This is a genomic window from Rhizobium sp. SVR5-2C (assembly GCF_056755115.1).
Window position 1 is genome coordinate 14828 of the sequence record NZ_JBNDHT010000008.1, and the last position, 25925, is coordinate 40752.

The 25925-nt window shown below is 61.2% G+C and carries 28 protein-coding genes; 14 read left to right on the forward strand and 14 right to left on the reverse strand.

Annotated elements, in window-relative coordinates; all coding sequences use genetic code 11:
* The first annotated feature begins 2 nt into the window (after positions 1-2).
* The 3 genes from hflC to ACPYOI_RS03875 all read left to right on the forward strand — a co-directional run bounded on the left by hflC (position 3) and on the right by ACPYOI_RS03875 (position 2840).
* Positions 3-935, forward strand: a complete 933-nt coding sequence (hflC, locus tag ACPYOI_RS03865; RefSeq protein WP_481414713.1) for a protease modulator HflC — start codon at positions 3-5, stop codon at positions 933-935.
* A gap of 10 nt (positions 936-945) precedes the next feature.
* The gene (locus ACPYOI_RS03870) at positions 946-1131 is read left to right on the forward strand and encodes a DUF2065 domain-containing protein (protein WP_481414712.1); all 186 of its coding nucleotides are present in this window, start codon (positions 946-948) and stop codon (positions 1129-1131) included.
* 101 nt (positions 1132-1232) lie between these two features.
* Positions 1233-2840 (forward strand): Do family serine endopeptidase, encoded by a 1608-nt coding sequence (locus ACPYOI_RS03875; RefSeq protein ID WP_481414711.1) that lies wholly within the window; start codon positions 1233-1235, stop codon positions 2838-2840.
* A gap of 33 nt (positions 2841-2873) precedes the next feature.
* Here the strand turns inward: ACPYOI_RS03875 and serB are convergent, their stop codons facing one another.
* Complete coding sequence (serB, locus tag ACPYOI_RS03880; RefSeq protein ID WP_481414710.1) at positions 2874-3764, reverse strand: phosphoserine phosphatase SerB; 891 nt, start codon at positions 3762-3764, stop codon at positions 2874-2876.
* Between serB and miaA the strand changes: the two genes are divergently transcribed.
* Complete coding sequence (miaA, locus tag ACPYOI_RS03885; RefSeq protein ID WP_481414709.1) at positions 3765-4655, forward strand: tRNA (adenosine(37)-N6)-dimethylallyltransferase MiaA; 891 nt, start codon at positions 3765-3767, stop codon at positions 4653-4655. It begins immediately after the preceding gene.
* A 7-nt stretch (positions 4656-4662) separates the two neighbouring features.
* Here miaA and ACPYOI_RS03890 read toward each other — a convergent pair whose 3' ends face one another.
* Entirely contained in the window at positions 4663-6702 is a 2040-nt protein-coding gene (locus ACPYOI_RS03890) for an ATP-binding protein (RefSeq protein ID WP_481414708.1), read from the reverse strand.
* A gap of 346 nt (positions 6703-7048) precedes the next feature.
* Here ACPYOI_RS03890 and ACPYOI_RS03895 point away from each other — a divergent pair, with 346 nt between their 5' ends.
* Complete coding sequence (locus ACPYOI_RS03895; RefSeq protein ID WP_481414707.1) at positions 7049-8842, forward strand: acetolactate synthase 3 large subunit; 1794 nt, start codon at positions 7049-7051, stop codon at positions 8840-8842.
* 25 nt (positions 8843-8867) lie between these two features.
* Positions 8868-9440: an acetolactate synthase small subunit gene (gene ilvN / locus ACPYOI_RS03900; RefSeq protein WP_168830767.1), complete on the forward strand. Its 573-nt coding sequence runs from the start codon at positions 8868-8870 to the stop codon at positions 9438-9440.
* Between the two features lie 144 nt (positions 9441-9584).
* Here ilvN and ACPYOI_RS03905 read toward each other — a convergent pair whose 3' ends face one another.
* Positions 9585-10433: an aldo/keto reductase gene (locus ACPYOI_RS03905; protein WP_481414706.1), complete on the reverse strand. Its 849-nt coding sequence runs from the start codon at positions 10431-10433 to the stop codon at positions 9585-9587.
* 161 nt (positions 10434-10594) lie between these two features.
* Here ACPYOI_RS03905 and ACPYOI_RS03910 point away from each other — a divergent pair, with 161 nt between their 5' ends.
* Positions 10595-11191 carry a LysE family translocator gene (locus tag ACPYOI_RS03910; protein WP_481414705.1) on the forward strand — a complete coding sequence of 199 codons (597 nt, stop codon included), beginning with the start codon at positions 10595-10597 and terminating at the stop codon, positions 11189-11191.
* A 41-nt stretch (positions 11192-11232) separates the two neighbouring features.
* Here ACPYOI_RS03910 and ACPYOI_RS03915 read toward each other — a convergent pair whose 3' ends face one another.
* Positions 11233-11475, reverse strand: coding sequence for a hypothetical protein (locus ACPYOI_RS03915; RefSeq protein WP_481414704.1), 243 nt, complete (start codon positions 11473-11475; stop codon positions 11233-11235).
* A 270-nt stretch (positions 11476-11745) separates the two neighbouring features.
* On the opposite strand from ACPYOI_RS03915, the gene nthA reads away from it, so the two are divergent.
* From nthA to ACPYOI_RS03930, 3 genes are read left to right on the forward strand one after another with little or no spacing between them, the layout of a single operon-like run.
* Positions 11746-12321: a nitrile hydratase subunit alpha gene (nthA, locus tag ACPYOI_RS03920; protein WP_481414837.1), complete on the forward strand. Its 576-nt coding sequence runs from the start codon at positions 11746-11748 to the stop codon at positions 12319-12321.
* The gene (nthB, locus tag ACPYOI_RS03925; RefSeq protein WP_481414703.1) at positions 12318-12977 is read left to right on the forward strand and encodes a nitrile hydratase subunit beta; all 660 of its coding nucleotides are present in this window, start codon (positions 12318-12320) and stop codon (positions 12975-12977) included. The genes nthA and nthB overlap by 4 nt, the downstream gene beginning before the upstream one ends.
* Positions 12964-13335, forward strand: a complete 372-nt coding sequence (locus ACPYOI_RS03930) for a nitrile hydratase accessory protein (protein ID WP_481414702.1) — start codon at positions 12964-12966, stop codon at positions 13333-13335. Before nthB ends, ACPYOI_RS03930 begins: the two co-directional genes overlap by 14 nt.
* A 3-nt stretch (positions 13336-13338) precedes the next feature.
* On the opposite strand, the gene ACPYOI_RS03935 is transcribed toward ACPYOI_RS03930, so the two are convergent.
* From ACPYOI_RS03935 to ACPYOI_RS03945, 3 genes are read right to left on the reverse strand one after another with little or no spacing between them, the layout of a single operon-like run.
* On the reverse strand, positions 13339-14121 hold the full coding sequence (locus tag ACPYOI_RS03935) for an anti-sigma factor family protein (protein WP_481422559.1): 783 nt from the start codon (positions 14119-14121) through the stop codon (positions 13339-13341).
* Positions 14118-14633, reverse strand: a complete 516-nt coding sequence (locus ACPYOI_RS03940; RefSeq protein WP_481414700.1) for an RNA polymerase sigma factor — start codon at positions 14631-14633, stop codon at positions 14118-14120. The genes ACPYOI_RS03935 and ACPYOI_RS03940 overlap by 4 nt, the downstream gene beginning before the upstream one ends.
* A 10-nt stretch (positions 14634-14643) precedes the next feature.
* Positions 14644-15024, reverse strand: a complete 381-nt coding sequence (locus ACPYOI_RS03945) for a COG4315 family predicted lipoprotein (RefSeq protein ID WP_481414699.1) — start codon at positions 15022-15024, stop codon at positions 14644-14646.
* A 267-nt stretch (positions 15025-15291) separates the two neighbouring features.
* Here ACPYOI_RS03945 and ACPYOI_RS03950 point away from each other — a divergent pair, with 267 nt between their 5' ends.
* Entirely contained in the window at positions 15292-16908 is a 1617-nt protein-coding gene (locus ACPYOI_RS03950; protein WP_481422560.1) for an ABC-F family ATP-binding cassette domain-containing protein, read from the forward strand.
* Positions 16909-16921: 13 nt separating this feature from the next.
* Here ACPYOI_RS03950 and ACPYOI_RS03955 read toward each other — a convergent pair whose 3' ends face one another.
* The gene (locus tag ACPYOI_RS03955; RefSeq protein WP_481414836.1) at positions 16922-17488 is read right to left on the reverse strand and encodes a DUF922 domain-containing Zn-dependent protease; all 567 of its coding nucleotides are present in this window, start codon (positions 17486-17488) and stop codon (positions 16922-16924) included.
* A gap of 176 nt (positions 17489-17664) precedes the next feature.
* Between ACPYOI_RS03955 and ACPYOI_RS03960 the strand changes: the two genes are divergently transcribed.
* Entirely contained in the window at positions 17665-18792 is a 1128-nt protein-coding gene (locus ACPYOI_RS03960; protein WP_481414697.1) for an ATP-dependent DNA helicase, read from the forward strand.
* A gap of 33 nt (positions 18793-18825) precedes the next feature.
* Here ACPYOI_RS03960 and ACPYOI_RS03965 read toward each other — a convergent pair whose 3' ends face one another.
* Positions 18826-19512: a MerR family transcriptional regulator gene (locus ACPYOI_RS03965; protein ID WP_481414696.1), complete on the reverse strand. Its 687-nt coding sequence runs from the start codon at positions 19510-19512 to the stop codon at positions 18826-18828.
* A 418-nt stretch (positions 19513-19930) separates the two neighbouring features.
* Between ACPYOI_RS03965 and ACPYOI_RS03970 the strand changes: the two genes are divergently transcribed.
* On the forward strand, positions 19931-20683 hold the full coding sequence (locus ACPYOI_RS03970) for a pyridoxine 5'-phosphate synthase (protein ID WP_481422565.1): 753 nt from the start codon (positions 19931-19933) through the stop codon (positions 20681-20683).
* A 77-nt stretch (positions 20684-20760) separates the two neighbouring features.
* On the opposite strand, the gene ACPYOI_RS03975 is transcribed toward ACPYOI_RS03970, so the two are convergent.
* Positions 20761-21648 carry an SDR family oxidoreductase gene (locus tag ACPYOI_RS03975; protein ID WP_481414695.1) on the reverse strand — a complete coding sequence of 296 codons (888 nt, stop codon included), beginning with the start codon at positions 21646-21648 and terminating at the stop codon, positions 20761-20763.
* A 113-nt stretch (positions 21649-21761) separates the two neighbouring features.
* On the opposite strand from ACPYOI_RS03975, the gene ACPYOI_RS03980 reads away from it, so the two are divergent.
* Positions 21762-22181 carry a winged helix-turn-helix transcriptional regulator gene (locus tag ACPYOI_RS03980; RefSeq protein ID WP_168830780.1) on the forward strand — a complete coding sequence of 140 codons (420 nt, stop codon included), beginning with the start codon at positions 21762-21764 and terminating at the stop codon, positions 22179-22181.
* An 8-nt stretch (positions 22182-22189) separates the two neighbouring features.
* Here ACPYOI_RS03980 and ACPYOI_RS03985 read toward each other — a convergent pair whose 3' ends face one another.
* From ACPYOI_RS03985 to ACPYOI_RS04000, 4 genes are all read right to left on the reverse strand, one after another.
* Positions 22190-23398 carry an MFS transporter gene (locus tag ACPYOI_RS03985; protein ID WP_481414694.1) on the reverse strand — a complete coding sequence of 403 codons (1209 nt, stop codon included), beginning with the start codon at positions 23396-23398 and terminating at the stop codon, positions 22190-22192.
* Between the two features lie 73 nt (positions 23399-23471).
* Positions 23472-24092, reverse strand: coding sequence for a TetR/AcrR family transcriptional regulator (locus tag ACPYOI_RS03990; protein ID WP_481414693.1), 621 nt, complete (start codon positions 24090-24092; stop codon positions 23472-23474).
* A gap of 60 nt (positions 24093-24152) precedes the next feature.
* Positions 24153-25070, reverse strand: a complete 918-nt coding sequence (locus tag ACPYOI_RS03995) for a bifunctional helix-turn-helix transcriptional regulator/GNAT family N-acetyltransferase (protein WP_481414692.1) — start codon at positions 25068-25070, stop codon at positions 24153-24155.
* A gap of 60 nt (positions 25071-25130) precedes the next feature.
* Positions 25131-25850 carry an aspartate/glutamate racemase family protein gene (locus tag ACPYOI_RS04000; protein ID WP_481414691.1) on the reverse strand — a complete coding sequence of 240 codons (720 nt, stop codon included), beginning with the start codon at positions 25848-25850 and terminating at the stop codon, positions 25131-25133.
* Positions 25851-25925 lie beyond the last annotated feature (75 nt).

Consider the following 25925-nt stretch of genomic DNA (forward strand, 5'->3'; position numbering starts at 1 on the left):
CCATGCCATCGAACAGACTTCCCTTGATTATCATTCTGCTCGCCGTTGTGCTGCTGATCGCTTATTCCTCGGTCTTCGTGGTCAATGCACGCGAGCAGGCAATCGTCGTCCGCTTCGGACAGATCCAGTCGGTAAAGACCGAGCCTGGCATCTACTTCAAGCTGCCCTTCGCGTTCATGGATGCCGATCGCGTTCAGCTCGTCGAAAAGCAGGCGATGCGTTTCGACCTCGACAATATCCGCGTCCAGGTTCGCGGCGGGTCGACTTTCGACGTCGATGCCTTCGTGATCTACAACATCAAGGACCTGCGCAAATTCCGCGAGACCGTCTCGGGCGACCGCGAGGCTGCCGAAGCGCGTCTTCGGACCCAGCTCGACTCGTCGCTGCGCCGGGTCTACGGTCTGCGTGATTTCGATGCGGCTCTTTCGGAAGAGCGCGTGGCGATGATGCTTGAAGTGCGGGATGACCTGCATTCAGATGCCGAAAATCTCGGGATCAACATCCAGGACGTGCGTATCCGCAGGACCGACCTGACCCAGCAGGTGGCGCCGCAGACTTATGGACGCATGCGTGCAGAACGTCTGGCGGAGGCCGAGCTGCTTCGGGCACAAGGCACCGAAGAAGGCCAGCGCCGCCGTGCCATCGCCGACCGTCAGGTCGTCGAAATTACCGCGGAAGCCCAGCGCGATGCTGAAATTCTCCGCGGTCAGGGCGACGCGGAGCGGAACCGCATCTTCGCAGCAGCCTTCAGCAAGGACCCGTCGTTCTTCGAGTTCTACCGCTCGATGGCGGCCTATTCGTCTGCCCTGTCTTCTCAGGATACGACGCTGGTGCTGTCGCCCAATATGGAATTCTTCCGTTACTTCGACAATGCCCAAGGTAGGACACCTCCGGCTGCGCCGCCCGCGCCGACACTTGCGGCTCCGACAAACTGACGCACTCCGGATGCAGGATTTCCTGACCGGAATCGCGTTTCTTCTCATCATCGAGGGGCTGGTCTACGCACTGGCCCCTCGTTTTCTTGTCGACATGGCCCGGCTGCTTCCGTCGATACCAGAGCGCCAGCTTCGCGTCTTCGGACTTGCCGCCATTGCGCTGGGCGTCGTGCTCGTCTGGCTCGTTAGAGGCTGACGCAGAATGCGCGGGAATTCGCGAAAAGGTGATTTCACCCTCCATCATTCCGCCCTATGTTGGTGGTGAGACTGCAGCTTTGACCTAAAAGAGGAAGCTTGATGGCCCCCACGACACGCCCGACCTTCAGACGATCACTCGCTCTCCTGGCCGGGGTTGCCCTTCTGACTAGCATTGGTCTTGGTGGCGCCGCGGAAGCGCAGAACACGCCGCCGACGAACGGTCCGGCTTCGGTCGCTGATCTGGCTCAGGGGCTTCTCGATGCGGTGGTGAACATTTCCACGTCGCAGAACGTCAAGGATGACGAGGGCGTTGGTCCCGCGCCACGCGCCCCGGATGGTTCTCCATTTCAGGAATTCTTCAACGACTTCTTCAACAAGCAGCAGGGCGGCAAAGGGGCCAATCACAATGTCAGCTCGCTGGGTTCCGGTTTCGTAATCGATCCCTCGGGTTACATCGTCACCAACAACCACGTGATCGAGGGCGCGGACGATATCGAGGTCAATTTCGCCAATGGTACCAAGTTGAAGGCGAAACTGATCGGAACCGATACGAAGACCGATCTTTCGGTGCTGAAGGTTGAGCCGAAAGCGCCGCTGACTGCCGTCAAATTCGGTGATTCCAGCGTCATGCGCATCGGCGACTGGGTGATGGCGATCGGCAATCCGTTCGGCTTCGGCGGTTCGGTGACCGTCGGCGTCATTTCCGGCCGCGGCCGCAACATCAACGCCGGTCCTTACGACAACTTCATCCAGACGGATGCGGCCATCAACAAGGGCAATTCGGGCGGTCCGCTCTTCAACATGAAGGGCGAGGTGATCGGCATCAATACGGCGATCATTTCGCCCAGCGGCGGCTCGATCGGCATTGGTTTCTCGGTGCCGTCGGAACTTGCCGCAGGCGTGGTCGGTCAGCTTCGTGAGTTCGGAGAAACGCGCCGCGGTTGGCTCGGCGTGCGCATCCAGCCGGTAACCGATGATGTGGCCGACAGCCTGGGCCTCGATACCGCCAAGGGAGCGCTCGTCGCCGGCGTCATCAAGGGCGGCCCGGTCGATAATGGTTCGATCAAGGCCGGCGATGTCATTCTGAAATTCGACGGCAAGCCCGTCAACGAGATGCGTGACCTGCCGCGCGTCGTGGCGGAAAGCCCGGTCGGCAAGGAAGTGGACGTCGTCGTCTTGCGCGATGGCAAGGAGCAGACTGTCAAGGTGACGCTCGGTCGTCTGGAAGACAGCGACGAGGCTGCCGCCGCCGACGCCGATGCCGACGGCTCTCCGGATGGGGTGATCAACCCGGATCCGGACGAGAACCAGGATATGGATGAGCCGGATTCGGGTCAGGCGCCGCCGGCGCCCAATGGCAATGGCCAGACGGATCAGCAGGGGCAGGTGACGCCGGATGCCAAGACGCCGAAGAATGTGCTCGGGCTTTCCCTTTCCCTGCTCAGCCCCGAAATCCGCAAGACGTTCGGCATTGCGGAAAGTGTCGACGGAGTAGTGGTCACCGAGGTGGCTCCAGGCTCGGCGGCTGCCGAGAAGGGCCTCAAGGCTGGCGACGTGATCGTCGAGGTCGCCCAGGAATTCATGAAGTCGCCGGATGCGGTGGCCGCGAAAGTGCAGTCGCTGAAGAAGGAAGGCCGTCGCAACGCCCAACTGATGATCGCCTCGGCCAATGGCGATCTGCGGTTTATCGCCGTCCCGATGGAATAGCCCGTTTGGGGCCGTCTCGCGGGCGGCCTCGCTTTATGGTTTGACGAAATCCGTCTTCCGATAACCCTGGATATAAAGCAGTGCGGTGAGGTCGCCGTGATTGATGCGCATCTTCGCTTCGGCCGCGACGGCGGGCTTGGCGTGGAGAGCGACACCGGAGCCGGCGAGGTGAAGCATGCCTAGGTCGTTGGCACCGTCGCCGACGGCGATCGCCTCTTCGGTGGAGATGCCGAGCTTGGCGGAGATGTCGATGAGAGCGTCCACCTTCGCCTGTTTGCCGAGGATAGGCTCGGCGACGAAACCGGCGAGCCTGCCGCCTTCTGCGAGGAGGACGTTGGCGCGATTTTCATCGAAGCCGAGCGTCGCGGCGATCCGGCTGGTGAAGACCGTGAAGCCGCCGGAGACGAGGGCGCTATAATAGCCCTTCGATTTCATCGTTGCGATTAGCTCGGGACCGCCAGGCGTCAGCGTAATGCGCTTGGCGATGACCTCATCGATGACCGAGACCGGCAGGCCCTTCAGCAGCGCCACGCGTTCCCGAAGTGCAGGTTCGAAGGCAATCTCGCCGTTCATCGCGCGTGCGGTGATTGCGGCGACCTTGTCCTTCAGGCCAACTTCGGCGGCAAGCTCGTCAATGCATTCCTGCCCGATCATCGTCGAATCCATATCGGCGATCAGCAACTTCTTGCGGCGCGTTTCGGCCTCCTGGACCACGAGATCGATCGGGGCACCGGCGATGACGGCGAGAATGTTCGCCTCGACCGCCTCAGCGTCCGTATCGTCACGAAGGGCGATATCGCAGGCGATGCCGTCCGCCAGCCAATAGAGCCCCGGTGCCTTCACGCTTTCGGCAGCCTGTTCGGCGAGTGCCGGGGTAAGAACGGGATTTGACGGATTGGCGACAAGCGTGGCAACGAGAGCCATATGGAAAACCTTTTGAGCGCAACAAGTGCAATCCTGATAACCGGGCCCACCGCCAGCGGCAAGTCCGCGCTTGCTGTTGAACTGGCGAAACGCCATGGCGGGGCGGTTGTCAACGCCGATAGCATGCAGGTCTACGACACGCTCCGCATTCTGACGGCGCGGCCGTCCGAGGAGGAGATGGAGGGCGTGCCGCATCATCTTTACGGGCATGTGCCCGCAGGAGAAGCCTACTCCACAGGCGCTTGGCTGCGAGACGTTACGGCGTTGCTGCCCGAGCTGTGCGCCAAGGGGCAGTTGCCGGTTTTCGTCGGCGGCACGGGACTTTACTTCAAGGCTTTGACAGGCGGTCTGTCGGATATGCCGGCAATACCGGATGATATTCGCAATCGCCTGCGGGCGCGCTTGCTGGATGAAGGCGCGGAAGTGCTGCACTCCGAACTCGCCCAAGTCGATCCTGCGGCTGCCGGTGGTCTCAGCGTACAGGACGGGCAACGCATCGTCCGTGCTTTGGAGGTCGTGGCGGCAACGGGGCAGTCGATCTTGCGCTTTCAAGGGCAGGCGGGGCCGATGCTCGTCGATCCGGCGACCGTCGAAAAGATCATTGTTCTGCCGGAGCGAACTGTGCTCCACCAGCGCATCAACGGACGCTTCGAGAAGATGCTGGAGCAGGGAGCGGAAGATGAAGTCAGAGAGCTGCTGGCGCTCGGCTTGCCGCCGGAAATGCCGGTCATGAAGGCGATCGGCGTTTCGCAGATCGCAGCCATGCTAAGGGGCGAGATGGCGCGGGGCGAAGTGATCGAAAAGAGCGCGGCCGCCACGCGGCAATATGCCAAGCGTCAGATGACATGGTTCCGCAATCAGATGGACGAGAGCTGGAAGCGGCTGACATAACCGCGGCTCAATCCTTATCGTAGAGGCTGCTCAGCGGCTTCTTGAGAATGCTCTCGCGAAGTGATCTGCCGGGCTCGCGGCGCGGAGCTGCAGCGCTATCTGGCGAAAACGCTGGTCTTTGGGCCGCTGCCTCGTCGCGGCGCATCTCGCGGCGTAGAGCTTCCAGACGGCTGTCAATCGAGGTCGACGGCGGAGCCGCGGGCGCTGGCTCCCGTGGCGTATAGCTGCGTGGCAGCATGTCCGGTCTATAGGATTCAGAAGGCGCGAGCGGCGGTGCGGAGATTGGCGCAGGATAGAGGGTGTCCTCCGGTGGCTCTTCATCGTCGAACAGCATGTCGCTCTGGGCGGCATTATAACTTTGCTGGAACGACGAAATATCCGGCCCGCCGCTGACGGCCCGCATGCGCGTCACGATCTTGCGTAGATCGACGGAATCGGGATCTTCGTCGGATTGTTTGACGTTCGCTCCATTCGCCTTCGGCAGCAGATGCTGGTCGACGCGCGAAAAGCGCATACGCATCGGAACCTTGATCGCCTCGCCGAAGGCGATCGCTTCGCCATTGCCGATTGAGGAAATGAAGCTCGTCGTCGAGATCGACGAGTTCGGAATTGCCGAGCGGATGATCTCCTGGTCGCTTTCGTTGGCGAGGCGCATCGCAAACAGCGTCGAACACTGGGAGAGGATCGTCTGATCGAGTTCGCCGGGACGCTGCGTGACTATGCCAAGAGAGACGCCATATTTACGGCCCTCCTTGGCGATGCGGGCGATAGCCTGGCGCGTCGGGATGAAACCAAGATTCGGGTCGGCTGGAACATAGCGGTGGGCTTCCTCGCAGACGACGAGCATATGGATGGCGCCGTCGCTCCAGAGGCCGATTTCGAAAGCCATCCGGCAAAGAACAGACGCGACGGAGTTCACCACTTCCGATGGGATGCCGGATAGCTGGAACGTACAGATCGGCCGGTTATCGCCGGGAATGCGGAAGATCTGCGCTACGGTCTCCATGATCGTGTCGCTGATCGTATTGTTGGAGAACATGAAATGGTAGCGCGGATCGTTGATGGCAGCGATGATGCGCATCTTCAACGAGCGCAGGAACGGTTTTTCGGCGCGTCCTTCGAGGCGGCCGATGCGCTCGTCGATCAGCGCCAGCAGATCGGCCATGCGGTATGGAACCGGCGTGTCAGCGGTGATCGAGCTCTTTTCCGTTTGGCGGCGGACAAGCGAACTGTCGCTCCCGCGAAAGGCGCGCTTGGCCTCCGGCATGATGTCGCGGAGCATGTCGAGTTCTTCCGGCACCGGTGTCCGACCGCGGAAAACGACTTCCGCGAATTCTTCAAGGCGCATCAGCCAGAAGGGCAGGTCGAGCGTGTCCGTATCGATCACGACCGAATGCTTCGGGAAGGCGGCGGCGAATTCGTTGTGCGGATCGAGGATCAGAACCCGAAGCTTTGGATCGGCTTCGATCGCCTTGTGCAAAAGCAGCGAGACCGCCGTGGACTTGCCGACGCCGGTGGAGCCGACGATGGCGAAGTGCCTGGAGAGCATCGAGGGGATATGGATCGCCGCGTCGATGCTTTCGTCCTGGGTCAGCTTGCCGATGACCGCCGTCGTTCCGCTGCCTGCGTCGTAGATGCGCATCAGGTCGGCGGCGCGGATGCGGTGGGCGATCGCCCCGAGATATGGATACTGGGAGATGCCGGTCGAGAATTCCTCTCGGCCGTCGTCCTCGACGCGGACCTCGCCGAGCAGTTCGGTCTCGATCTTGAAATAGTTGTCCTGCCCTTCGCCCCAGGAGTGCTCGCCGGTATTCATGGCATAGGCGAGCGCAACGACCCGGTTCCTGCCGACGCTGATCGAGATCAGGCGGCCGACGGACCAGAGTTCGGTGAGATCGGTGCCTCCGGCCTCTGCGGTGGCGGCGATGGTTGCGCGGGAGCCGCTGCATGCGACGACTCGACCGAGGAAGCGATTCCCGGGCGTTAGATTGTCGCGGCGTTCATGCTCGCGGTCATTCCCTGTCGTCTGCAAGTCGTTGTCGGGCAACGGCCTACTCCCTGCGTTAGCAGGTCATCATATGATCCATCCTTTAACAAAATCCTTCCGCCCATTGTTTTTAATGGGATAGTCAGCTCCTACGCCTCTCGGACTACATCGATTTTTTGTTTCAGAAAGCGTTGACGCTGCGCAATTTTCTGTCTATCACTTGCCCCCATGAAAATCGCAACAGGTCTTATTGTGGTGGGAAAGCGCATGGGCAGGATGGTGTAACCATCCGGCGATAGCCACCCATGCGCTAGACGATAGGCTCCTTCGGGGCCTTTTTTTATGCCTGAAAATCAGGCTTCCGGACCATAAATCTCAATCCTAGTAGTCAAAGCGGAATAGCAACATGACGGGCACGGACACCAAGAAGGCAGACAATCAGATGACAGGTGCGGAGATCGTTCTCCAGGCGCTGAAGGATAACGGCGTCGAGCACCTCTTCGGCTATCCGGGCGGTGCTGTGCTGCCGATCTATGACGAGATTTTCCAGCAGGACGAGATCAAGCATATCCTCGTGCGCCACGAGCAGGGCGCCGGGCATGCGGCCGAAGGTTACGCCCGCTCGACCGGCAAGGTCGGCGTCATGCTGGTCACCTCGGGTCCGGGTGCCACGAATGCCGTCACGCCGCTGCAGGACGCACTGATGGACTCGATCCCACTCGTCTGCCTGACCGGCCAGGTTCCGACGTCGCTCATCGGTTCGGACGCGTTCCAGGAGTGTGATACGGTCGGCATCACGCGCCCCTGCACCAAGCACAACTGGCTGGTCAAGGACGTCAACGAACTCGCATCCGTCATTCATGAAGCCTTCCGTATCGCCCAGTCCGGCCGTCCTGGCCCCGTCGTCGTCGACATCCCGAAGGATATCCAGTTTGCCACCGGCACCTATACGCCGCCCGCCGATCATTCGATCCAGAAAAGCTATCAGCCGAAGGTTCAGGGCGACCTCAACCAGATTCATGCGGCAATCGAGCTGATGGCGAATGCGCGCCGTCCGGTCATCTATTCCGGCGGCGGCGTCGTCAATTCGGGTCCGGAAGCCTGCAAGCTGCTGCGCGAGCTGGTGGAACTGACCGACTTCCCGATCACCTCCACACTGATGGGCCTCGGCGCCTATCCGGCGTCGGGCAAGAACTGGCTGAAGATGCTCGGCATGCATGGCTCCTACGAAGCCAACATGGCGATGCACGATTGCGACGTCATGGTCTGCATTGGCGCACGCTTCGATGACCGCATCACCGGCCGCATCAATGCCTTCTCGCCGAATTCCAAGAAGATCCACATCGACATCGACCCGTCATCGATCAACAAGAACGTTCGCGTCGACATCCCGATCCGCGGGGACGTCGCCTTCGTGCTGGAAGACATGGTCCGCTTGTGGCGTGCGCTGCCGAAAAAGCCGGAGAAGGGCCGTCTCGACGACTGGTGGGCGAATGTTGCGCGCTGGCGTGCGCGCAACTCGTTCGCCTACACGAAAAGCAGCGACGTCATCATGCCGCAATACGCGCTCGAGCGACTGTACGAACTGACGAAGGACCGCGACACCTACATCACGACGGAAGTCGGCCAGCACCAGATGTGGGCCGCGCAGTTCTTCGGTTTCGAACAGCCGAACCGCTGGATGACCTCGGGAGGCCTCGGCACGATGGGCTATGGTCTGCCGGCAGCCCTCGGCGTCCAGATTGCTCATCCCGAGAGCCTGGTCATCGACATTGCCGGCGACGCATCGATCCAGATGTGCATCCAGGAAATGTCGGCGGCAATCCAGCATGATGCGCCGATCAAGATCTTCATCATGAACAACCAATACATGGGCATGGTTCGCCAGTGGCAGCAGCTGCTCCACGGTAACCGCCTGTCGCACTCCTATACGGAAGCGATGCCGGACTTCGTGAAGCTTGCCGAAGCCTATGGCGCCGTCGGTCTGCGCTGCGAAAAGCCTGGGGATCTCGACGGCGCGATCCAGGAGATGATCGATGTCAAGAAGCCGGTCATTTTCGATTGCCGCGTTGCCAATCTCGCCAACTGCTTCCCGATGATCCCGTCGGGCAAGGCCCACAACGAAATGCTTTTGCCGGATGAGGCCACGGACGAAGCGGTCGCCAACGCGATCGACGCCAAGGGCCGCCAGCTCGTTTGAAATCGAAGGTGAGGAAGCCAAGACAATGAATGCACATCTACAGCCGACAGGCTCCGCCTACTTCATCTCGCCCGAGACGGCAGCCATCGAGAACCATACGCTTTCCATTCTCGTCGCCAACGAGCCGGGCGTCCTTGCCCGTGTGATCGGCCTTTTCTCCGGCCGCGGCTACAACATCGAAAGTCTCACGGTCTCCGAAACCGAACATCAGGCCCATCTGTCTCGCATTACGATCGTGACGCGCGGTACGCCGCATGTCCTCGAACAGATCAAGGCGCAGCTTGAGCGCATTGTGCCGGTGTACCGGGTGGTGGACCTGTCGGTTCGCGCCCGCGAACTCGGGCAGGAGCCTCCGATCGAGAGAGAAGTAGCGCTGGTCAAGGTGGCGGGAAGCGGCGAAGCCCGTGCCGAGACGCTGCGCCTTGCCGATGCTTTCCAAGCCAAAGTGGTCGACGCGACGGTTGAGCACTTCATTCTCGAAATCACCGGCAAGTCCTCGAAGATCGACCAGTTCGTGGCGATCATGAAGCCGCTGGGCCTGATTGAGGTTTGCCGGACCGGCGTTGCCGCGATGAACCGCGGCCCGCAGGGCATGTGAACGGAAGCCTGGCTTGCGTTGACCCTCAGCGTAGCGTCGCGTAGGTTGCGCGGCGCACCGGAGGTGCTCCGACTGGCGGCAGATCGATGTGTTCGGAGCGATCGACTTGATCCTGGCCGGACAGCGTGCCGTGCTCTGAGAAAATCAAAGCATCTCGAGGGCCGATTTCTGCGCAGGCGGCGGGAAGGCGCGGTCGAGGGACGCCCAGTCCTCATCACTGATATCCAGTGAAACGCAATCGCGGTTTTCGGCAGCGCGGTCGGCATTCGACGTCTTCGGAATGGCGATCACGCCATCGCGTTCGAGAAGAAAGGCGAGGGCGACCTGCGCCGGGGTCGCCTGATTGGCCTTGGCGATGCGGATCAGTTCAGGATTGTGCAGGATGCGGCCCTGTTCGATCGGCGAATAGGCCATGACCGGGATATCGTGCTGCTGGCACCACGGCAGGAGATCATATTCGATGCCGCGGCGCGCAAGATTGTAGAGAACCTGATTGGCAGCGACATGTCTGCCGCCGGGAACGGCAAGCAATTCCTCCATGTCGCCGAGGTCGAAATTCGAAACGCCCCAGGCGCGGATCTTTCCGGCATCCTTCAGGTCCTCGAAGGCCTCGACGGTGTCGGCGAGCGGATGTTCGCCGCGCCAATGCAGCAAATAGAGGTCGATCCGGTCGATCCCGAGCCGGACGAGGCTCCGTTCGCAGGCTTCGACCGTGCCCCTGCGGCTGGCATTCCAAGGATAGACCTTGGTGACGATGAACAGGCCGTCTCGCCGGCCTTTGATCGCGCGGCCGACGACGCGCTCGGAGTCGCCTTCGCCGTACATTTCGGCCGTATCGATCAATGTCATGCCGAGATCGATGCCGGCCCTAAGGCTGGCGATTTCCCGCTCGGCTTCCGACGGCCGCTCGCCCATGTTCCAGGTGCCCTGGCCGAGAGCCGGGACTTCGACGCCGTTCGGGAGGGTGATGGTGGGGATCGGGTCGCTTTGCATCGCTGAATCTCTTCCGTTTTCTGCCAAAGATTGAGCAGAGACGTGATCTTTCAAGCAATCCTGTCACGGTGACAATGATTATCTGGCTTAGAGAATAGTCGTCGGCTAGCTGATCATCAAAGATGGCGCGTCGAAGTCGATGACGGTCCCAGGGAGGTTCCATGCCGCTGGAAAGGTTTCTGGCACTCGTTCTCTTTGCTTTCACGACCTCGATCACACCAGGGCCGAACAACATGATGCTCTTTGCATCCGGGGTGAACTTCGGTTTCCGGCGAACGATCCCGCATATGTTGGGAATCGGCGCGGGATTCCTGACGCTTCTTCTCGGCGTCGGTTTCGGGCTCGGCGCCGTGCTGCATACTGCGCCTGCCCTCTACACGGCGCTGAAATTTGCGGGCGGCGCTTATCTCGTTTGGATCGCGTGGAAAATCGCAACCTCGCGGTCGCTGAGCGAAGCCAAGGGAAGCGTCAAGCCGATGTCATTCCTTGCCGCCGCCGCCTTCCAATGGGTGAATCCAAAGGCCTGGGTCATGGCGGTGACGGCGATGGCGACCTATACGAATCCCGACCTCTATCTGTTCAGCGTCCTGCTCGTCGGCCTTGCCTTTGCGGTCGTCAACTTGCCGAGCGTCTCAACCTGGGCGGGCTTCGGTTCCGCGCTTCGCGAGTGGTTATCTGATCCGGTTCGTTTGAAATGGTTCAACATCACCATGGCAGTGCTCTTGGTGCTGAGCCTTTGGCCGATGATGTTGAAATAGCGGAAGGAAAGCGGACCATCCAACGGACGTCCGCCCAAAACCTAGAACCCGCCCGACTGAACGATGATCGTCGGGTCGGCGAAGTTGCGGTAGCCCAGGAGAGGAATGTCGCATCGGGCATCGAACTTGCCGATTGGTGCCGTGCGCGGGCAGTTCTTCGCGGATTTATAGGGATGTCCCGGGATCTGATACTCGCCCTCTTTCAGAATGTGATAATCGCCCGCGCTTGCGCAGGCGGCGAATGCAGTGCTCAAGGCGAATGCAAGGATGACAAGCCTATTCATCGCAGTGCCCCTCCGTGGTTGCGAGATCACCGAGACTATCACGCAGGCCCCGTTGGACCTTGGGAACAAAGGGATTAGCCCAGTTTCTTTACCTAACGGCATATCTCTGCCGTGACGTCGGGTGTGCAGAGCGACGGGTTAGGGCGAGCCTATGGATGGCTTGGCGGAATGCATTGAAGCCCTTAAGATCAATGTGCTGCGGAGGGCTTCACCTTGAACGATCACCATGATCACGACCACGATCATCATCACGACAACCGCTACTCGGATATGCAGGCGCGCGTGAAGGCGCTGGAGACGGTGCTGACGGAGAAGGGGCTGATCGATCCGGCGGCGATCGATGCGATTGTGGAGACCTACGAGACGAAGATCGGCCCGCGGAACGGGGCACATGTGGTGGCCACGGCGTGGAGCGATCCGGAGTTTTCCGAATGGCTGAAGAGAGACGCGACGGCAGCCATCGCCAGTCTCGGCTATACCGGGCGGCAGGGCGAGCACATGCGGGCGGTGTTCAATACACCGGAGACCCATAATCTCGTCGTCTGCACGCTCTGCTCCTGCTATCCGTGGGCCGTTCTCGGCCTGCCGCCGGTCTGGTACAAGGCGCCAGCCTACCGTTCGCGGGCGGTCATCGATCCGCGCGGTGTGCTTGCGGAATTCGGTGTCGAGTTGCCCGAAGGCAAGAAAATCCGGGTGTGGGATTCGACGGCAGAACTCCGCTACCTCGTCATTCCGGAACGTCCGGCGGGCACTGATGGGATGAGCGAGGAGGCGCTCGCAGAGCTCGTCAGCCGCGATGCGATGATCGGGACGGCGATCGTTGGCGCCCCGGGAGCGGCAGCGTGAACGGCCCTCACGATCTCGGCGGGCAGATGGGGTTTGGCCCTGTGGCTCCCGAAAAGAACGAGCCGTATTTTCACGCCGAGTGGGAGAAGCGAGCACTCGGCGTCGTGCTGTCCTGCGGCGCCTTTGGCGCCTGGACGATCGACGAGAGCCGGCATGCGCGCGAGAGCATTCCGCCTGCCGAGTATCTTTCTGCGAGCTACTACGAGATCTGGACGCGAGCGCTCGAAGTGCTTCTGGAGCGTCACGGCTTTGCGACGCAGGAAGAGATCGCTCAAGGCCACAAGCTGAACGACGGTGCCGTGCCGAAGCGTGTGCTGAAGGCCGACATGGTGGCGGGCGTACTGGCGAAAGGCGGCCCCTGCGACCGGCCATCCGAGGCTCCGGCGAAGTTCTCCGCCGGTCAGCAAGTCCGCACCAAGAATTTCAATCCCGAGACGCATACGCGGCTGCCGCGCTATGCCCGGGCAAAGACCGGTACAATCGAGGCGGTGCAAGGGTCGTTCGTGTTCCCGGACGACAACGCGCATGGAAAGGGTGAAAACCCGCAATGGGTCTACACCGTCGTCTTCGACGGCGGCGAGATCTGGGGTGAGGGTGCCGATCCGTCGCTGACGGTGTCCATCGACGCATGGGAGAGCTATCTTGAGCCTGTGTGAAACGGTATCGCCGTTGACCCAATCACCGCAGCTGCCGAAATCCAGTGATGGCGAGCCGGTCTTTCCCGAGCCATGGGCGGCCGAGGCTTTTGCTATGACGGTGCATCTGCATGAGCGGGGGCTTTTCGCGTGGAGCGAATGGGCGGAGACGCTTTCGAACGAATTGCATAAGCCCGGACGGGCGGTCGATGGCAGCGACTATTTCGACTGCTGGGTTGCAGCCCTTTTTTCGCTCCTCGTCAGCAAGGGCATTGCCGATGCCGGCACCGTCCTTTCGCTGCAGGAAAGCTGGCAGCGTGCGGCCGAAGCGACGCCCCACGGAAAGCCGATCGAGCTGTCGAACGATCCGCTGCGCTGAGCATCACGACGGCAACTGCTTGTAGCACTCCTCGGCAACCTGCCGCAGCATGTCGCGCGAAATCTCGCCGGTGACGGCATAGCCGAGCTCGCCGTCAATCCAGTAGAAAGTCTCGACGCTGTCGGCGGAGGCGAAGCGGAAGCTCGTCGTCCTATTTTCCTTGTTGCGGCCGACAAGCACGGTTAGGCGTTCCCCTGCCTGGTTCTCATACATGAACATCGCGCCCGGCTTTCCATCCACCGGCAGCAGGCGGCCACCGACGAGCTTGAAGCCGAGCGACTGCAGGTCCGGCACCTTCAGGTTCGGGATCGAAAGCCGTTTCCCGAGCCAGGTCGCCAAATGCGCTTCCTCATTGGCGAAGACTTCGACCGGGTGGCGGACCTCGCCTGCATAGACCAGAAAGGCGTTCTGCGCCTCTTTCGGGAGCGTCTCTGACGACGCGAGTTGAACTTCCGGTCTTTCGAGAAGCGGCGGGCCGTAATGACCGGCAACGGCGCCAAGCGCAAAGAGCACGACGGCGGCCGCGGCAAGTCTTAAACGCCTCAGCCAGTCGGAAGGTCCGTTCTCCGGATCGATCAGCAGGATATCGCTTTCCTTGGATCTTTCGTACGGCGCGAACATCGACCGGATTTCGGCGTTCTGCGCTTGCCATGCGGCAACCTTTGCGGCGTCTTCCGGATGGTCCTGCAGCCATGCCTCGATACGGGTGCGGTCGCTGTCGGGCAGCTGCCCGTCGGCATAGGCGTGGAGCTCCGCTTCGGGCACGGTCTGGTTGGGCTCGTTCATTTCGGTCTCCGAAGCGTAATCACATTGTCGGCGGTCATTCTCTGTCCAAGCCGTTGACGGGCGCGCGACAGGCGCGACATCACGGTGCCGATCGGAATGTCGAGGGCAGCCGCGACCTCGCTGTAGGTGTAGCCTTCGATAACGACGAGCATCAGCACGGCGCGGTTTTCTTCCGAAAGGCTGTTCAGCGCGTCCTCCAGCCGCACGCGCTCCAGTGGATCGGCGGGTACCTCCGGCGAGGGCAGCTGTTCGGCACTATCGAGTTCGACCATCATGCTGGGAGGATTCTGGCGGCGCGTGTTGCGATACAGATTGGTCATGATGGTCAGCGCCCAACCGCGCAAGTTCAGGCCGCGCCATTGCGAACGGCGGGCAAGTACTTTCTCGACACAATCCTGCAGCAAGTCCTCGCCATCGGCGTCGGAGCGTGTGAGGCTTCGCGAATAGCGCCGGAGCGAAGGAAGGAGGGCCAGGATCTGGCCCTCGAATGTTTCAGGTGCAGGTGTCTTCACGCCGGTTTACTCAGGGTTTGGCAAGGTCCCAGTTGCCGCCGACGCCATCGCCGGTGATATCGCCCTTCTTGGTATCTTTCACCCAGAAATACAGCGGCATTCCGTCCTTGGCCCATTGCTTCGTACCGTCCTTGCGATCGACGATCGAATATGCACCTTCGGCCTTGGCTCCGCTAGCAGCCATCAGCGGCGGCCAATTCTTGGCGCATTGGTCGTAGCAATTGGAAACGCCCTTGGCGTCCTTCTTGAAGGTATAGAGCGTCATGCCGTTTTCACCGGCAAGTACCTTGCCCTTGGCGGATTCCACGGTCATCACCGGCTCTGCCGCAAATGCAGCCGTTGCCGCAGCAGATGCAACGGCGAATGCGATCACAGATTTTACGAGTTTCATGCGGGTGTCTCCTCACGTTCGACAGGCTTTCTTGCTTGCCGGACATGAGACACGGAAGGCGGCGTTTTTATTCCATGTCGAGCGAGAGATTCTTGAAAAGCAATGATGGATACGGGTGCTGCTGTCAGATTTGCGCCTTTGCCTTGAATCGGAAGTATTTGTCGCCTAGATTGCCGGCGACCAATCATTCCAACAGGATGTGTGCAGCAATGGAGTTCAACCCGATCGCAATGCCAATTCGCCTTGCCACCGGGGAACTTCGTATCCATGCCTGCATCCATCACGCTTTCCAATCTATCGTGGTCCACGCCTGACGGCCGGCCACTTTTCTCAAATCTCGATCTGAGTTTCGGCACAGACCGCACAGGTCTGGTCGGCCGCAACGGCGTTGGCAAGACCACGCTCCTCAAGCTGATTTCCAGCGAACTCCAGCCTCAGTCCGGGGCGATCGCGCTCGGCGGCACGCTGGGCGTGCTGCGCCAGCACGTCCAGGTGGAAGCCGGCGAAACGGTTGCCGATCTCTTCGGTGCGGCCGGAGCCCTGGCCGTTCTCCGCCGGGCCGAGGCTGGCACGGCGACGGTCGAGGAGCTGGCATCGGCGGACTGGACGCTGGAGACACGCATCGCTGCTGCTCTGGATCGCGCCTGCCTCGATGCACAACCGGAGACGAGCCTTGCCGCGCTGTCTGGCGGGCAGCACACGCGGGCCGGGCTTGCCGCGCTCATCTTTGCCGAGCCTGATTTTCTGATACTGGACGAGCCGACCAACAATCTTGATCGTGACGGGCGGTGGGCGGTGATCGATCTGCTCGCAGACTGGCAGAAAGGCGCCATTGTCATCAGCCACGACCGGGAACTGCTCGAAACCGTGGATGCGATCGTTGAGTTGACCACGTTGGGCGCTACCCGTTACGGCGGCAATTGGAGCCAATATCAGGAGCGCAAGGCTCTCGAGCTGGCGGCTACGCAACACGACCTTGCCGATGCCGATAAGCGCCTGGCCGAGGTTGCCCGGAGCGCGCAGGCGACAGCCGAACGGCAGGCACGAAGAGATCGCGCCGGCAGGAAGAAGGCCGCCAGGGGCGACATGCCGCGTATCGTCGCCGGCGGATTGAAGCAGCGCAGCGAGGGCACGAGTGGCGACAATGCGCGGCTTGCCGAACGCCGGCGTGCTCATGCATTGGAAGAGGCAGCCTCGGCGCGCGAGAAGATCGAAGTCCTGCAGCCCTTATCGGTGAAGCTTCCGCCGACCGGACTACCGGCCAACAAGGTCGTCCTGAAGATGGACTCGGTGACCGCGGGTTACCGGTCCGGCCAGCCGATCCTCAGCAATCTGTCCTTCGATATCACGGGGCCGGAGCGCATTGCCGTCACCGGCCCCAACGGCTCGGGCAAGACGACGTTGCTGGCGCTCATCACCGGAGAGTTGAGGCCCTGGACCGGCACGGTCTCAGTGATGACGAGGTTCGCGATGCTTGACCAGCGGGTGAGCGTTCTTGATCCATCGATCTCGATCCGAGACAACTTCCTGCGGATAAACCCGCAAGCGGCGGAAAACGCCTGCCGGGCGGCACTCGCCCGCTTCGTGTTCCGGGCCGATGCGGCGCTCCAGACGGTATCGACGCTTAGTGGCGGCCAGTTGTTGCGTGCGGGACTGGCCTGCGTCCTCGGCGGACCGAACCCGCCTTCGCTGCTGATCCTCGACGAGCCGACAAACCATCTCGACATCGACTCGATCGCTGCCGTGGAGAGCGGGCTGCGTGCCTATGACGGTGCATTGCTGGCCGTCAGCCACGATGAAGTGTTTCTGGACGGGATCGGGATATCGCGCAGGCTGCAATTGCCTTTGCTGCCGCAAGGCATCGAAGGAGGCGAGGCGTCATGACCGGCGCCGACTGCTACGGTCCATTGACCAGCTTGAGAATGAGCTGCTGGATATTGCCGCCTTGACCCATCTCGACGCGGTCGAAATCCCGGCCCTGCTGGCGCTGGTAACCGGACAGCTCGCCGAGGCGCTTCGTGAGCACGGTGCGGATCTTGCGGCAATCAGGATCATCAGCGGCGGTGAGACCGACGCTGTAGGCTTCGATCTCCTTGACCATCTGCTTGATGGTTTCGCCGTGCCACCGCTCATGGGTTTCAACGCCCGCGACGAAGCTTTCCCAGCTCGCCTTTGTTGCAGGCGATAGCTGTCCGGCGGGCTTCGGCAGCGTGTAGCTTATGATCAGCTTCGGCCGCGCCGTCGTCAGCTTGCAGGACCTGTCCGGCTGCGGCTCGTATTTCCTGGTCCAAGTAAGCTTGAAGGTCGTATGGGCGATCGCCCGTCCGATGCCCGCCTTCGGTCCGTGTTCGCCGATCGAGGCGTAAAGCTCGGCGCCGGTGGCTCCGTTGATTGCATAGGGCTTGATCTGTTCGACGGCTTGCCATTCGGCCTTTGCAGCTCCCGGCAGCGAGAGCGCCCCCATCAACAGACAAACCTGAATGCCTTTTCTCACACGAATCCCCTTCGAATGGCCGGGCGACACTAACGGGCGCAAAATCCGCGTTCAAGCGGCCGGAGATCAGCACGTTAACGGGCAACGCCCGCCGCGCGCGCTTTTACGTCTTGCTTCGCGGCTGCGAATCCTGCCAAGTCGCTGCCATGCAATTCGCTCCGCAACAGGATGAAGCCCTGAAGGCCGTTTCGAAATGGCTGAAGGAGGGCAGGTCACCGCTCTTCCGCTTGTTCGGCTATGCCGGGACGGGCAAGACGACGCTTGCCAAGCATTTTGCGGAGAATGTCGATGGCGACGTGCTGTTTGCGGCTTTCACCGGCAAGGCGGCCCAGGTGCTGCGCTCGCGCGGCGCCAGCAATGCCAAGACCATCCATTCGCTGATCTATCGCCCGCGCGGCGAAGAGGCCGTCGAGGACGAAGAAACCGGCAAGACCTCGATCGCCCCGATGTTTGCCATCAACCGGCAGAGCCCCGTTGCCAAGGCAGCGCTGATCATCGTCGACGAATGCTCGATGGTGGATGAGGCGCTCGGCAAGGACCTGATGAGCTTCGGTACCCCGATCCTCGTCCTCGGCGATCCCGGCCAGCTGCCGCCGGTCTCGGGCGGCGGCTACTTCACCAATCAGGAGCCGGATTATCTGCTGACGGACATTCACCGGCAGGCGCGCGACAATCCGATCATCCAGTTGGCGATGCAGGTGCGCGAAGGCAACGAGATCATGCATGGCGACTACGGCACCGCGCAGGTGATTTCGAAGAACGAGGTCAACCAGGCGCTAGTTCTCGATGCCGACCAGGTGCTCGTCGGCACCAACCGCACCCGGCGGCGCTATAACCAGCGCCTGCGCGAGTTGAAGGGCTTCAGCGCGGACTATCCGCAGACGGGCGACAAGCTCGTCTGCCTGCGCAACGATCCTGCCAAGGGGCTGCTCAACGGCTCGCTCTGGCAGGTGATGACATCGTCGAAGGAGACGACGAAACCGGGCATCAACCTGCTCGTGCGACCGGAAGACGACGACATGGATCGCGGCGCGGCCAAGATCAAGCTCCTGAAACAGGCGTTCGAGGATGTCGAAGGCGAAATCCCGTGGAACACGCGAAAGCGCTACGACGAGTTCGACTACGGCTACGCATTGACCGTTCACAAGGCGCAGGGCTCGCAGTGGAACAATGTCGTGCTCTTCGACGAAAGCTGGGCCTTCCGCGATACGCGCGAACGCTGGCTTTACACCGCTATCACGCGTGCGGCGGAAACGCTGACGATCGTGCGGTAACGTTGCCGAACGGCAACCGCCGCCGCCCAAACGTCAGACGTTGACCAGCCCGAGAAGTACCGCCTTGGCGATCGCCTGGAAGCGGTTGTTTGCGCGAAACTTCAGGATGATCGCCGATTCGAGCGCCTGTGCTTCGTCGTGCTTGAGATCGAGCGTGCGGGCGATGCGCTGGGTCGAGAAGCCTTCTGCCATCAGGGAGAGACAACGCATCTCCTCATCCGAAAGGCTGCTGTGGTCCTCGTTGTCGTTCAGCGGCGGCATCTCGCCGTTGGCATCGGCATCGAGCAGGTCGCTGACCTGCTGCAACTGGCGGTGCAGCGTCGACATTTCCGCCGTTAGCTCGCGCTTACGGATACTCAGCGCCTCGCGAAACATCGTTTCGGCTTCGTCCTGCGAGGAAGCGCGGCGCAGTTCCTCCATCAATTCCTGGATGACGGCGACCGGCATGCCGGATTCGCGGCAGAGGTTGATGACGGCCATCCGCATCACATCGTCCTCGCCGTAAACGCGCATCAAGCCGATTCGGTTTGCGGAAAGCAGGCCCTTCTCTTCGTAGAAATGCAGTGTCCTGTGCGTCACCCCGAATGCATTCGCCATCTCGGCGATCGGCACTGGTCCCTCAGGCAAATCCGCAGGCAGAGCGGTAGACGGCAGGAACCGGTATTTCGCCCGGCCCCCCGACGTTTCACCGTTGGCGGCACGTTTGGTACCATCTGGCATGGACCCCCCTGGCATAAAGTTGCACCTCAATGCGGTTTGCCAGTTGCTTCGAAAGCGCTGTGGAGTGGTCGTCCTCAATTACAGTCGTCGAGGAGAAGCAGTACGCGGCGTACTGACTCGATACCTATCGTTCACGGTATGCGCGAACGCTCATTTTTGAAAGTGCTAAAAATAATCGGTTTTAAACGCGATAGCAACGCAGTTGCGATTGCTGGAATCTACGCCATTGGACTGGATTGACTGAAATGCCGGCAAACTCTTCAAACAAAACTGGTAATACTTCCGGTGGTACACCCTTTCGCGCCGGAACGCCGCCTATCAAAGATTCGCATGCAGCCATGAGCGAATCTCGTTGGCCTGAGCAGGTTCATTGGCTTACAAAGCAGCCCACGCATTCCGCATCGAATGGATCACCGACATGCCGACAACGCTTTCCGTCAATCTCAATGCCATCGCCATGCTGCGCAACCGGCGGGATCTGCCATGGCCGAGCGTGGAGGGGTTGGGGCGTATCGCCTTGCAATCGGGCGCCAGCGGGCTGACCGTCCACCCGCGGCCGGACCAGCGGCATATCCGCTTCACCGACCTGGCGGTGATTCGCAACCTGATCGACGATGAATTTCCGGAGGCCGAGTTCAATATCGAAGGCTATCCCACCGAGGAATTCCTGGAGCTCTGCAAAGAGGCGGCACCCGAACAGGTCACGCTCGTGCCCGACGATCCATCGCAGGCGACCTCCGACCACGGTTGGGATTTCCGCAAGCACCAGGCCTTCCTGACGGACGTCGTTGCAAAGCTCAAAAAGAAGGGAACCCGTGTTTCGCTGTTTGCCGATGGCGACGGCGATGCCGAGGCGATGAAGTTCGCCAAGGCAACGGGTGCCGACCGGATCGAGCTTTATACGGGTCCGTATGGCGGCTGCTATGACGCACCGGAGCGCGCTGCGCCCATTCTTGAAGCGCTCGGCAAAACGGCGGATGCGGCGCTTGCCATCGGCCTCGGGGTCAATGCGGGGCACGACCTGACAGTCGCCAACCTGCCGCCGCTCGTGAAGCGCATTCCGAAGCTCGCCGAAGTATCGATCGGCCATGGCCTCACGGCTGATGCGCTGGAATATGGCATGGCGGAAACCGTTCGCCGCTTCTGCCGGGCTTGCGGCCAGAAGATCTGAGATCCACCTCACTTCCCTCATCCCTATGACAAGCACAGGGATGAGGGCGCGCCATCTCATTGCTGGCCTTGTCCGGGTTAGGCGGCGAGTGCCGCCTTATGGGCCACGAAGAAATCCTTCAGCGGCTGCGGCTCCTTGCCGGTCAGCGTCTTGAAGTCTTCCGTGACGATATCGAAGTTGCCGGCACGGATGTTCGCATCGGCTAACACCAGCATGTCGGCAACGAAGTCCGGCAGGCCCGCACTGCGCATGCCGTGGCCGAGTTGCTCGTCGTTGACCGGGATGGCCTCAAGCGGCTTTCCGGCTGCTTCGGCGACGATGTTTGCGATCTCCTTTGCGGCCAGGGACCGCGCGCCGGTCAGCGTATAGGTGACGCTCTCTGTCGAGGCGGATGCGAGTGCTGCTGCTATCGCCCGCGCGCAGTCGTCGCGCGCAATTGTCGAGATCTTGCCATCGCCAGCCGACGTATACCATTTGCCGGCATGCAGGTTATGCGGCATGCCCATCAGGTAGTTGTCGTGATACCAGGCATTGCGGAAGATGGTGTAGGGGATGCCGGTCGCCTTGATGGCGTTCTCGGTGCCAAGGTGATCCGGCGCGAAGGTGACGACCGACCTGTCGGGCGAGGGCATGGATGTGTAGGCGATGTGCTTCACGCCGGCTTTTGCCGCAGCCTCGACGGCCGCCTTGTGCTGCTTGAGGCGCTGGCCGGGGACGGCGAGCGCGTCGGTGCTGATGATCAGCAGGCGATCGACACCCTTGAAGGCGGTTTCGAGGCTTGCCGCATCGTCGAAATCGGCCTTGCGGATGCCCACGCCCCTGGCGGCAAGCGAGGCAAGTTTCGCCGGATCGCGGGTTGCTGCGAGGATGTTGGCGGCGGGAACCTTGTAGGTTTCGAGCAGGTGATGAATGACGCGCTGGCCGAGCTGGCCGGCCGCGCCGGTAACAAGAATTGTTTCGCTCATAGGTCTTCCTCTATGTGGTCTCAAAAAGAGAGCAGCACTAAAATAGGAATTGACCTGGGGCTGTAAAGAAGGCAGTTTTTCCGCTCTAGGTTACCAAAGAGGAACCACCCGACATGAACGGCGCTGTGCGAAATCTGAAGAGCAACCCGGCTCCCGGCATTCGTCGCGAGATCGATCTCGGCGATCTCGATTTCAACAATTGCCCAGTCAGGGACATGATGCAGCAGATCGGCGGCAAGTGGTCGACGCTAATGCTGGAAGCGCTTGCCGCACGCCCTTATCGCTTTGGCGAGTTGCGGCGGAAGATCCCCGATATCTCCCAGAGAATGCTGACGCAGACGCTGCGCGACCTGCAGCGCGAAGGCTACATCGAGCGGGAGGTGTTTCCCACCAAGCCGCCGAGCGTCGAGTATCGTATCACCGAACTCGGCCGCTCGCTTTACGGCACGCTGGCACTGCTCTTGAACTGGGCGGAAGCCAACCATGACGCGGTTCGCGCCGCCCGAGTTCGTTTCGATGCCGCCGAGGGCTGAGATGCGGCTTACTTGCCGCGTCCCTCGGTGAGGAAGAGCAGGAAGGCGAAGGTAGGGAAGCAGAAGCCGATCCACGCTGCCATCGTCCATCCGCCAGTCGCATAGGCCCAGCCGCCGATCGCCGAGCCGAGAGCGCCGCCGGCAAAGAAGGTTGCCATGTAGAGGCCGTTCAGGCGGCTGCGATGGTCGGCGCTGATCGCGAAGATCGCCCGCTGGCCGCAGACGAGGTTGGTCGTTACGCCGAAATCGAGAAGGATTGCGGCGGCCGTCAGGAGGGCAATGGCCAGCGTTGAGCCGTCCGTCGCGAAATGGCCGATCAGGAAAGCTGACATGCCGAGCAGCATGGCGAGCGTCGAGGCGGCTCTCGTCAGGCCGCGATCGGCAAGACGCCCGGCAATCGGCGAAGCGATCGCGCCGGCAGCACCGGCGAGCGCAAAGAGCGCGATGCCGTTCTGGGTGAAACAGAATGTCGGGCTGGCCAGCAGCAGCGGCGTTGTGGTCCAGAACAGGCTGAAGGCGCCGAACATCCCGGCTTGATAGAGCGCGCGGCGCTGAAGGACGCGGGAGGTCGTGGCAAGGTGGAGCATCGAGGCGAGCAGCTTGCCGTAGCCGAGCCTCGTATGCGGCACACGAACCGGCAGGCTTGTATGCAGGATGGCGACCAGCCCGACCATGATAGCCGCGGTGACGTAGTAGACCATGTGCCAGGATGAGGCCTCGGCGATGAAGCTGGCCACGGGGCGGGAAAGCATGATGCCGCAGAGAAGACCGCTCATGACGTTGCCGACGACGCGGCCGCGTATTGCATCCGGCGCCATGTGGGCGGCGAAGGGCACCAAGACCTGGACCGCAACGGAAGACAGGCCGATGCACAGCGAGGCAAAGAGGAACAGGCTTGGCGTCGATGAGAATGCGGCGCCGATGAGCGCTGCGGCCGACGCAAGGGTCAGCACCAGCACGAGGCGGCGGTTTTCAAGGAGGTCGCCGAGCGGTGCGATGAGGAGCAAGCCAAGGCCGTAGCCGATCTGCGTCAGCGTCACGATCAGGCCCGTGGCCGCCGGCGTGAAGCCGAGGTCGGCGCTTATCAAACCTGCCAGCGGCTGACTGTAATAGAGATTGGCGGCGACAAGGCCGCAGGCGGCGGCGAAAAGGAATGTCATCAAAGGCGAGATCGTCCGGGGAACCGCGGTCTCGTTCGTGGCGGTTGAAACGCTCATAAAAAACTCCGGCATGCGAATATGGAGGATCGGTCTAAAAGTCTTTGGTCGCCACCCGCTTTTGCGGCGGTCTCTATGGGGTGAGAAGTTTCATGGCGGCTTGCGCCACGACGTTCATATCTTCCTCGGTGCGGCCGGTCTTGCCCACGACGCGCATGCCCTTGATCAAGCAGAGGAGCGTCCGCGCAGCCGTCGCCGCATCGAGCGTCTTGGGAATCGAGCCATCGGACTGGCCGAGGCGGATGAGGTCCAGCAGCAATTTCTCGTTTGCAGCAAAGGCACCGGCGACCCGCTCTGCAGCCTCCTCATCGAAGATCGCAAGCTCTTTGGCGCTGCTGACGACAAGGCAACCCCGCTTGCCGGATTCTCCGTGGGACGAGATGGCGTAGAAGGTCAGAACTTCACGGACCTTCTCGCGACCGGTCGCCGCCGTTGCCATGCGGGCATCCAGCAAAGCGCGGCGTACGGCGCGGTAGCGGTCGAAGGCGGCTAGGAAAATGCCGTGCTTGTCCTTGAAGGCCTTGTAGACGCTGCCCGAGGCGAGCCCCATTGCGTCCGTCAATTCGCTGATCGAGGCGGCGTGATAGCCGCGCTCGGAAAAGACGCCAAGCGCCTTATCGAGCGCTGCCTCCATGTCGAATTCCCGCGGCCTGCCGCGCGATCGACTCTGCTCGCTGATGGTTGCTGTGGTCATGTTCGTCGGATTAGGAAATGACCGTTTCCAAATCAAGTCAATTTTTTGCGATGCAGCAATCTAGAGATCCAGAACCCAGGTTTGACCGTTTTCCTCCGGGCCGAACATCTTATGTCTCTCTTCGGAAACAAGCCGGAAGCCAGCCTTCACGTAGATGCCGCGAGCAGCCTCCAGTACGTCGTTGGTCCAGAGCGAAAGCTGGCGATATCCCTTCGCCCTGGCAAAGCGGATGCATTCATCGACGAGCAGTTTGCCGAGGCCGAGACCGCGTGCGGCCTTGTCGACATAGAGCAATCGCAGCTTGGCGATCCCATCGCGGCCATTCGTTACGAGCACCGAACCGACATTGATGCCGTCGCGCTCGGCGATCCAGCAATACTCCATCTCCGGGTCGAAATTGGCGAGGAAACGGCCGGCCACTTCGGCGACGAGGCCTTCGAACCGCATGTCCCAGCCGTATTCCTCGGCATAGGCCTTGCCCTGGCTCTGCACGATCCAGCCGATGTCGCCGGGCCGGTGTGCGCGAATGATCGCAGGGTTCGGCCTGCCGTTCGGGTCGAGCAGCGAGCGGATGGTCTGCATGGCGTTGACGACGCGTTGCGGCTCGCCGAGGGCAAGCACGTCGAAGCGTTCGGCAATCTGCGCATTCGAGCGGCGCCCAAGCTCCTGAAATTGCTGATGTCCCTTAACGGTGACTTTGATGATCTGGCTGCGCAGATCGGCAGGATCGGCCTGGGTCTCGATGAGGCCATCCGCACGAAAGCGCTTCAGGATACGGCTGAGATAGGCCGGATCGAGATGAAGGTCGCGGGCGAGCGTCACGGCGCTTATGCCGTCATGCGAGCCGATCTCGAACAGCACCCGTGCATCCGTCAGGGTGAAGGGCGTGTCGAGATAGGCCTTGTTCAGGACACCGAGGAAATTCGTATAGAAACGGCTGAAGTCTCGCGCCGCTTCGATAAGGGCGGAATCGTGCATGACAAAGTCTCCCGATAAGAGACTTTGTCCTCTAATTAATTGACTGAGTCAAGTAATTGCTCAGGCTGCTTCGGTTTCGTCGCTCTGCTCTTCGCCGATCGAAAAATCGACGGCAGCCTTGGCATGGATCGCAGTCGTGTCGAAGCCGGGCAGGGGCAGCTTGTTTGGATCGAGGATCAGGCAGATCTCGGTGCAGCCGAGAATGATGCTGTCTGCGCCCTTGGCGCGCTCGCGTTCGATGATCTCCATCAGCTTCGCCCGTGATCTGTCGAGGACCTTTCCGGAGCACAGCTCGTTGAAGATGATGTCGTGAACGGTGGTGCGGTCAGCGGCCTCCGGGACCATGACGTCGACACCCAGGCGCTTCATGCGACCCGAATAGAAGCCGTGCTCCATCGTGTAGCGCGTTGCGAGGAGCAGGGGACGTTTGCGTCCCGCAACCTTCAACGAGCGTGCGGTCTCATCGATGATGTGGATGAGCGGAACAGAGATCCGTGAAGCCACCTGGTCGGCGATGAGATGCATGGTGTTGGTGCAGATGAGGATGCAGCGGGCGCCGGCAATCTGCAGGCGAAGCGCGGCATCGCCGAGGCGGGCGGCGGCGGCATCCCAATCCCCTGCCTTCTGCATTTCGACGATTTCTTCGAAGTTGACGGAATGCATGACAAGTTCGGCCGAGGCCAGGCCGCCCAGGCGTTCGCGAACCATCTCGTTGACCAGACGATAATAGACCGCCGAGCTTTCAAAGCTCATGCCGCCGATCAGGCCGATTGTCTGCATATTCCTTGCTCCCATCCCCCGGATTCGATTGCCCAAAGCATGCATCAGTCCTTGCGCCGAATGTTTGCATTCTTT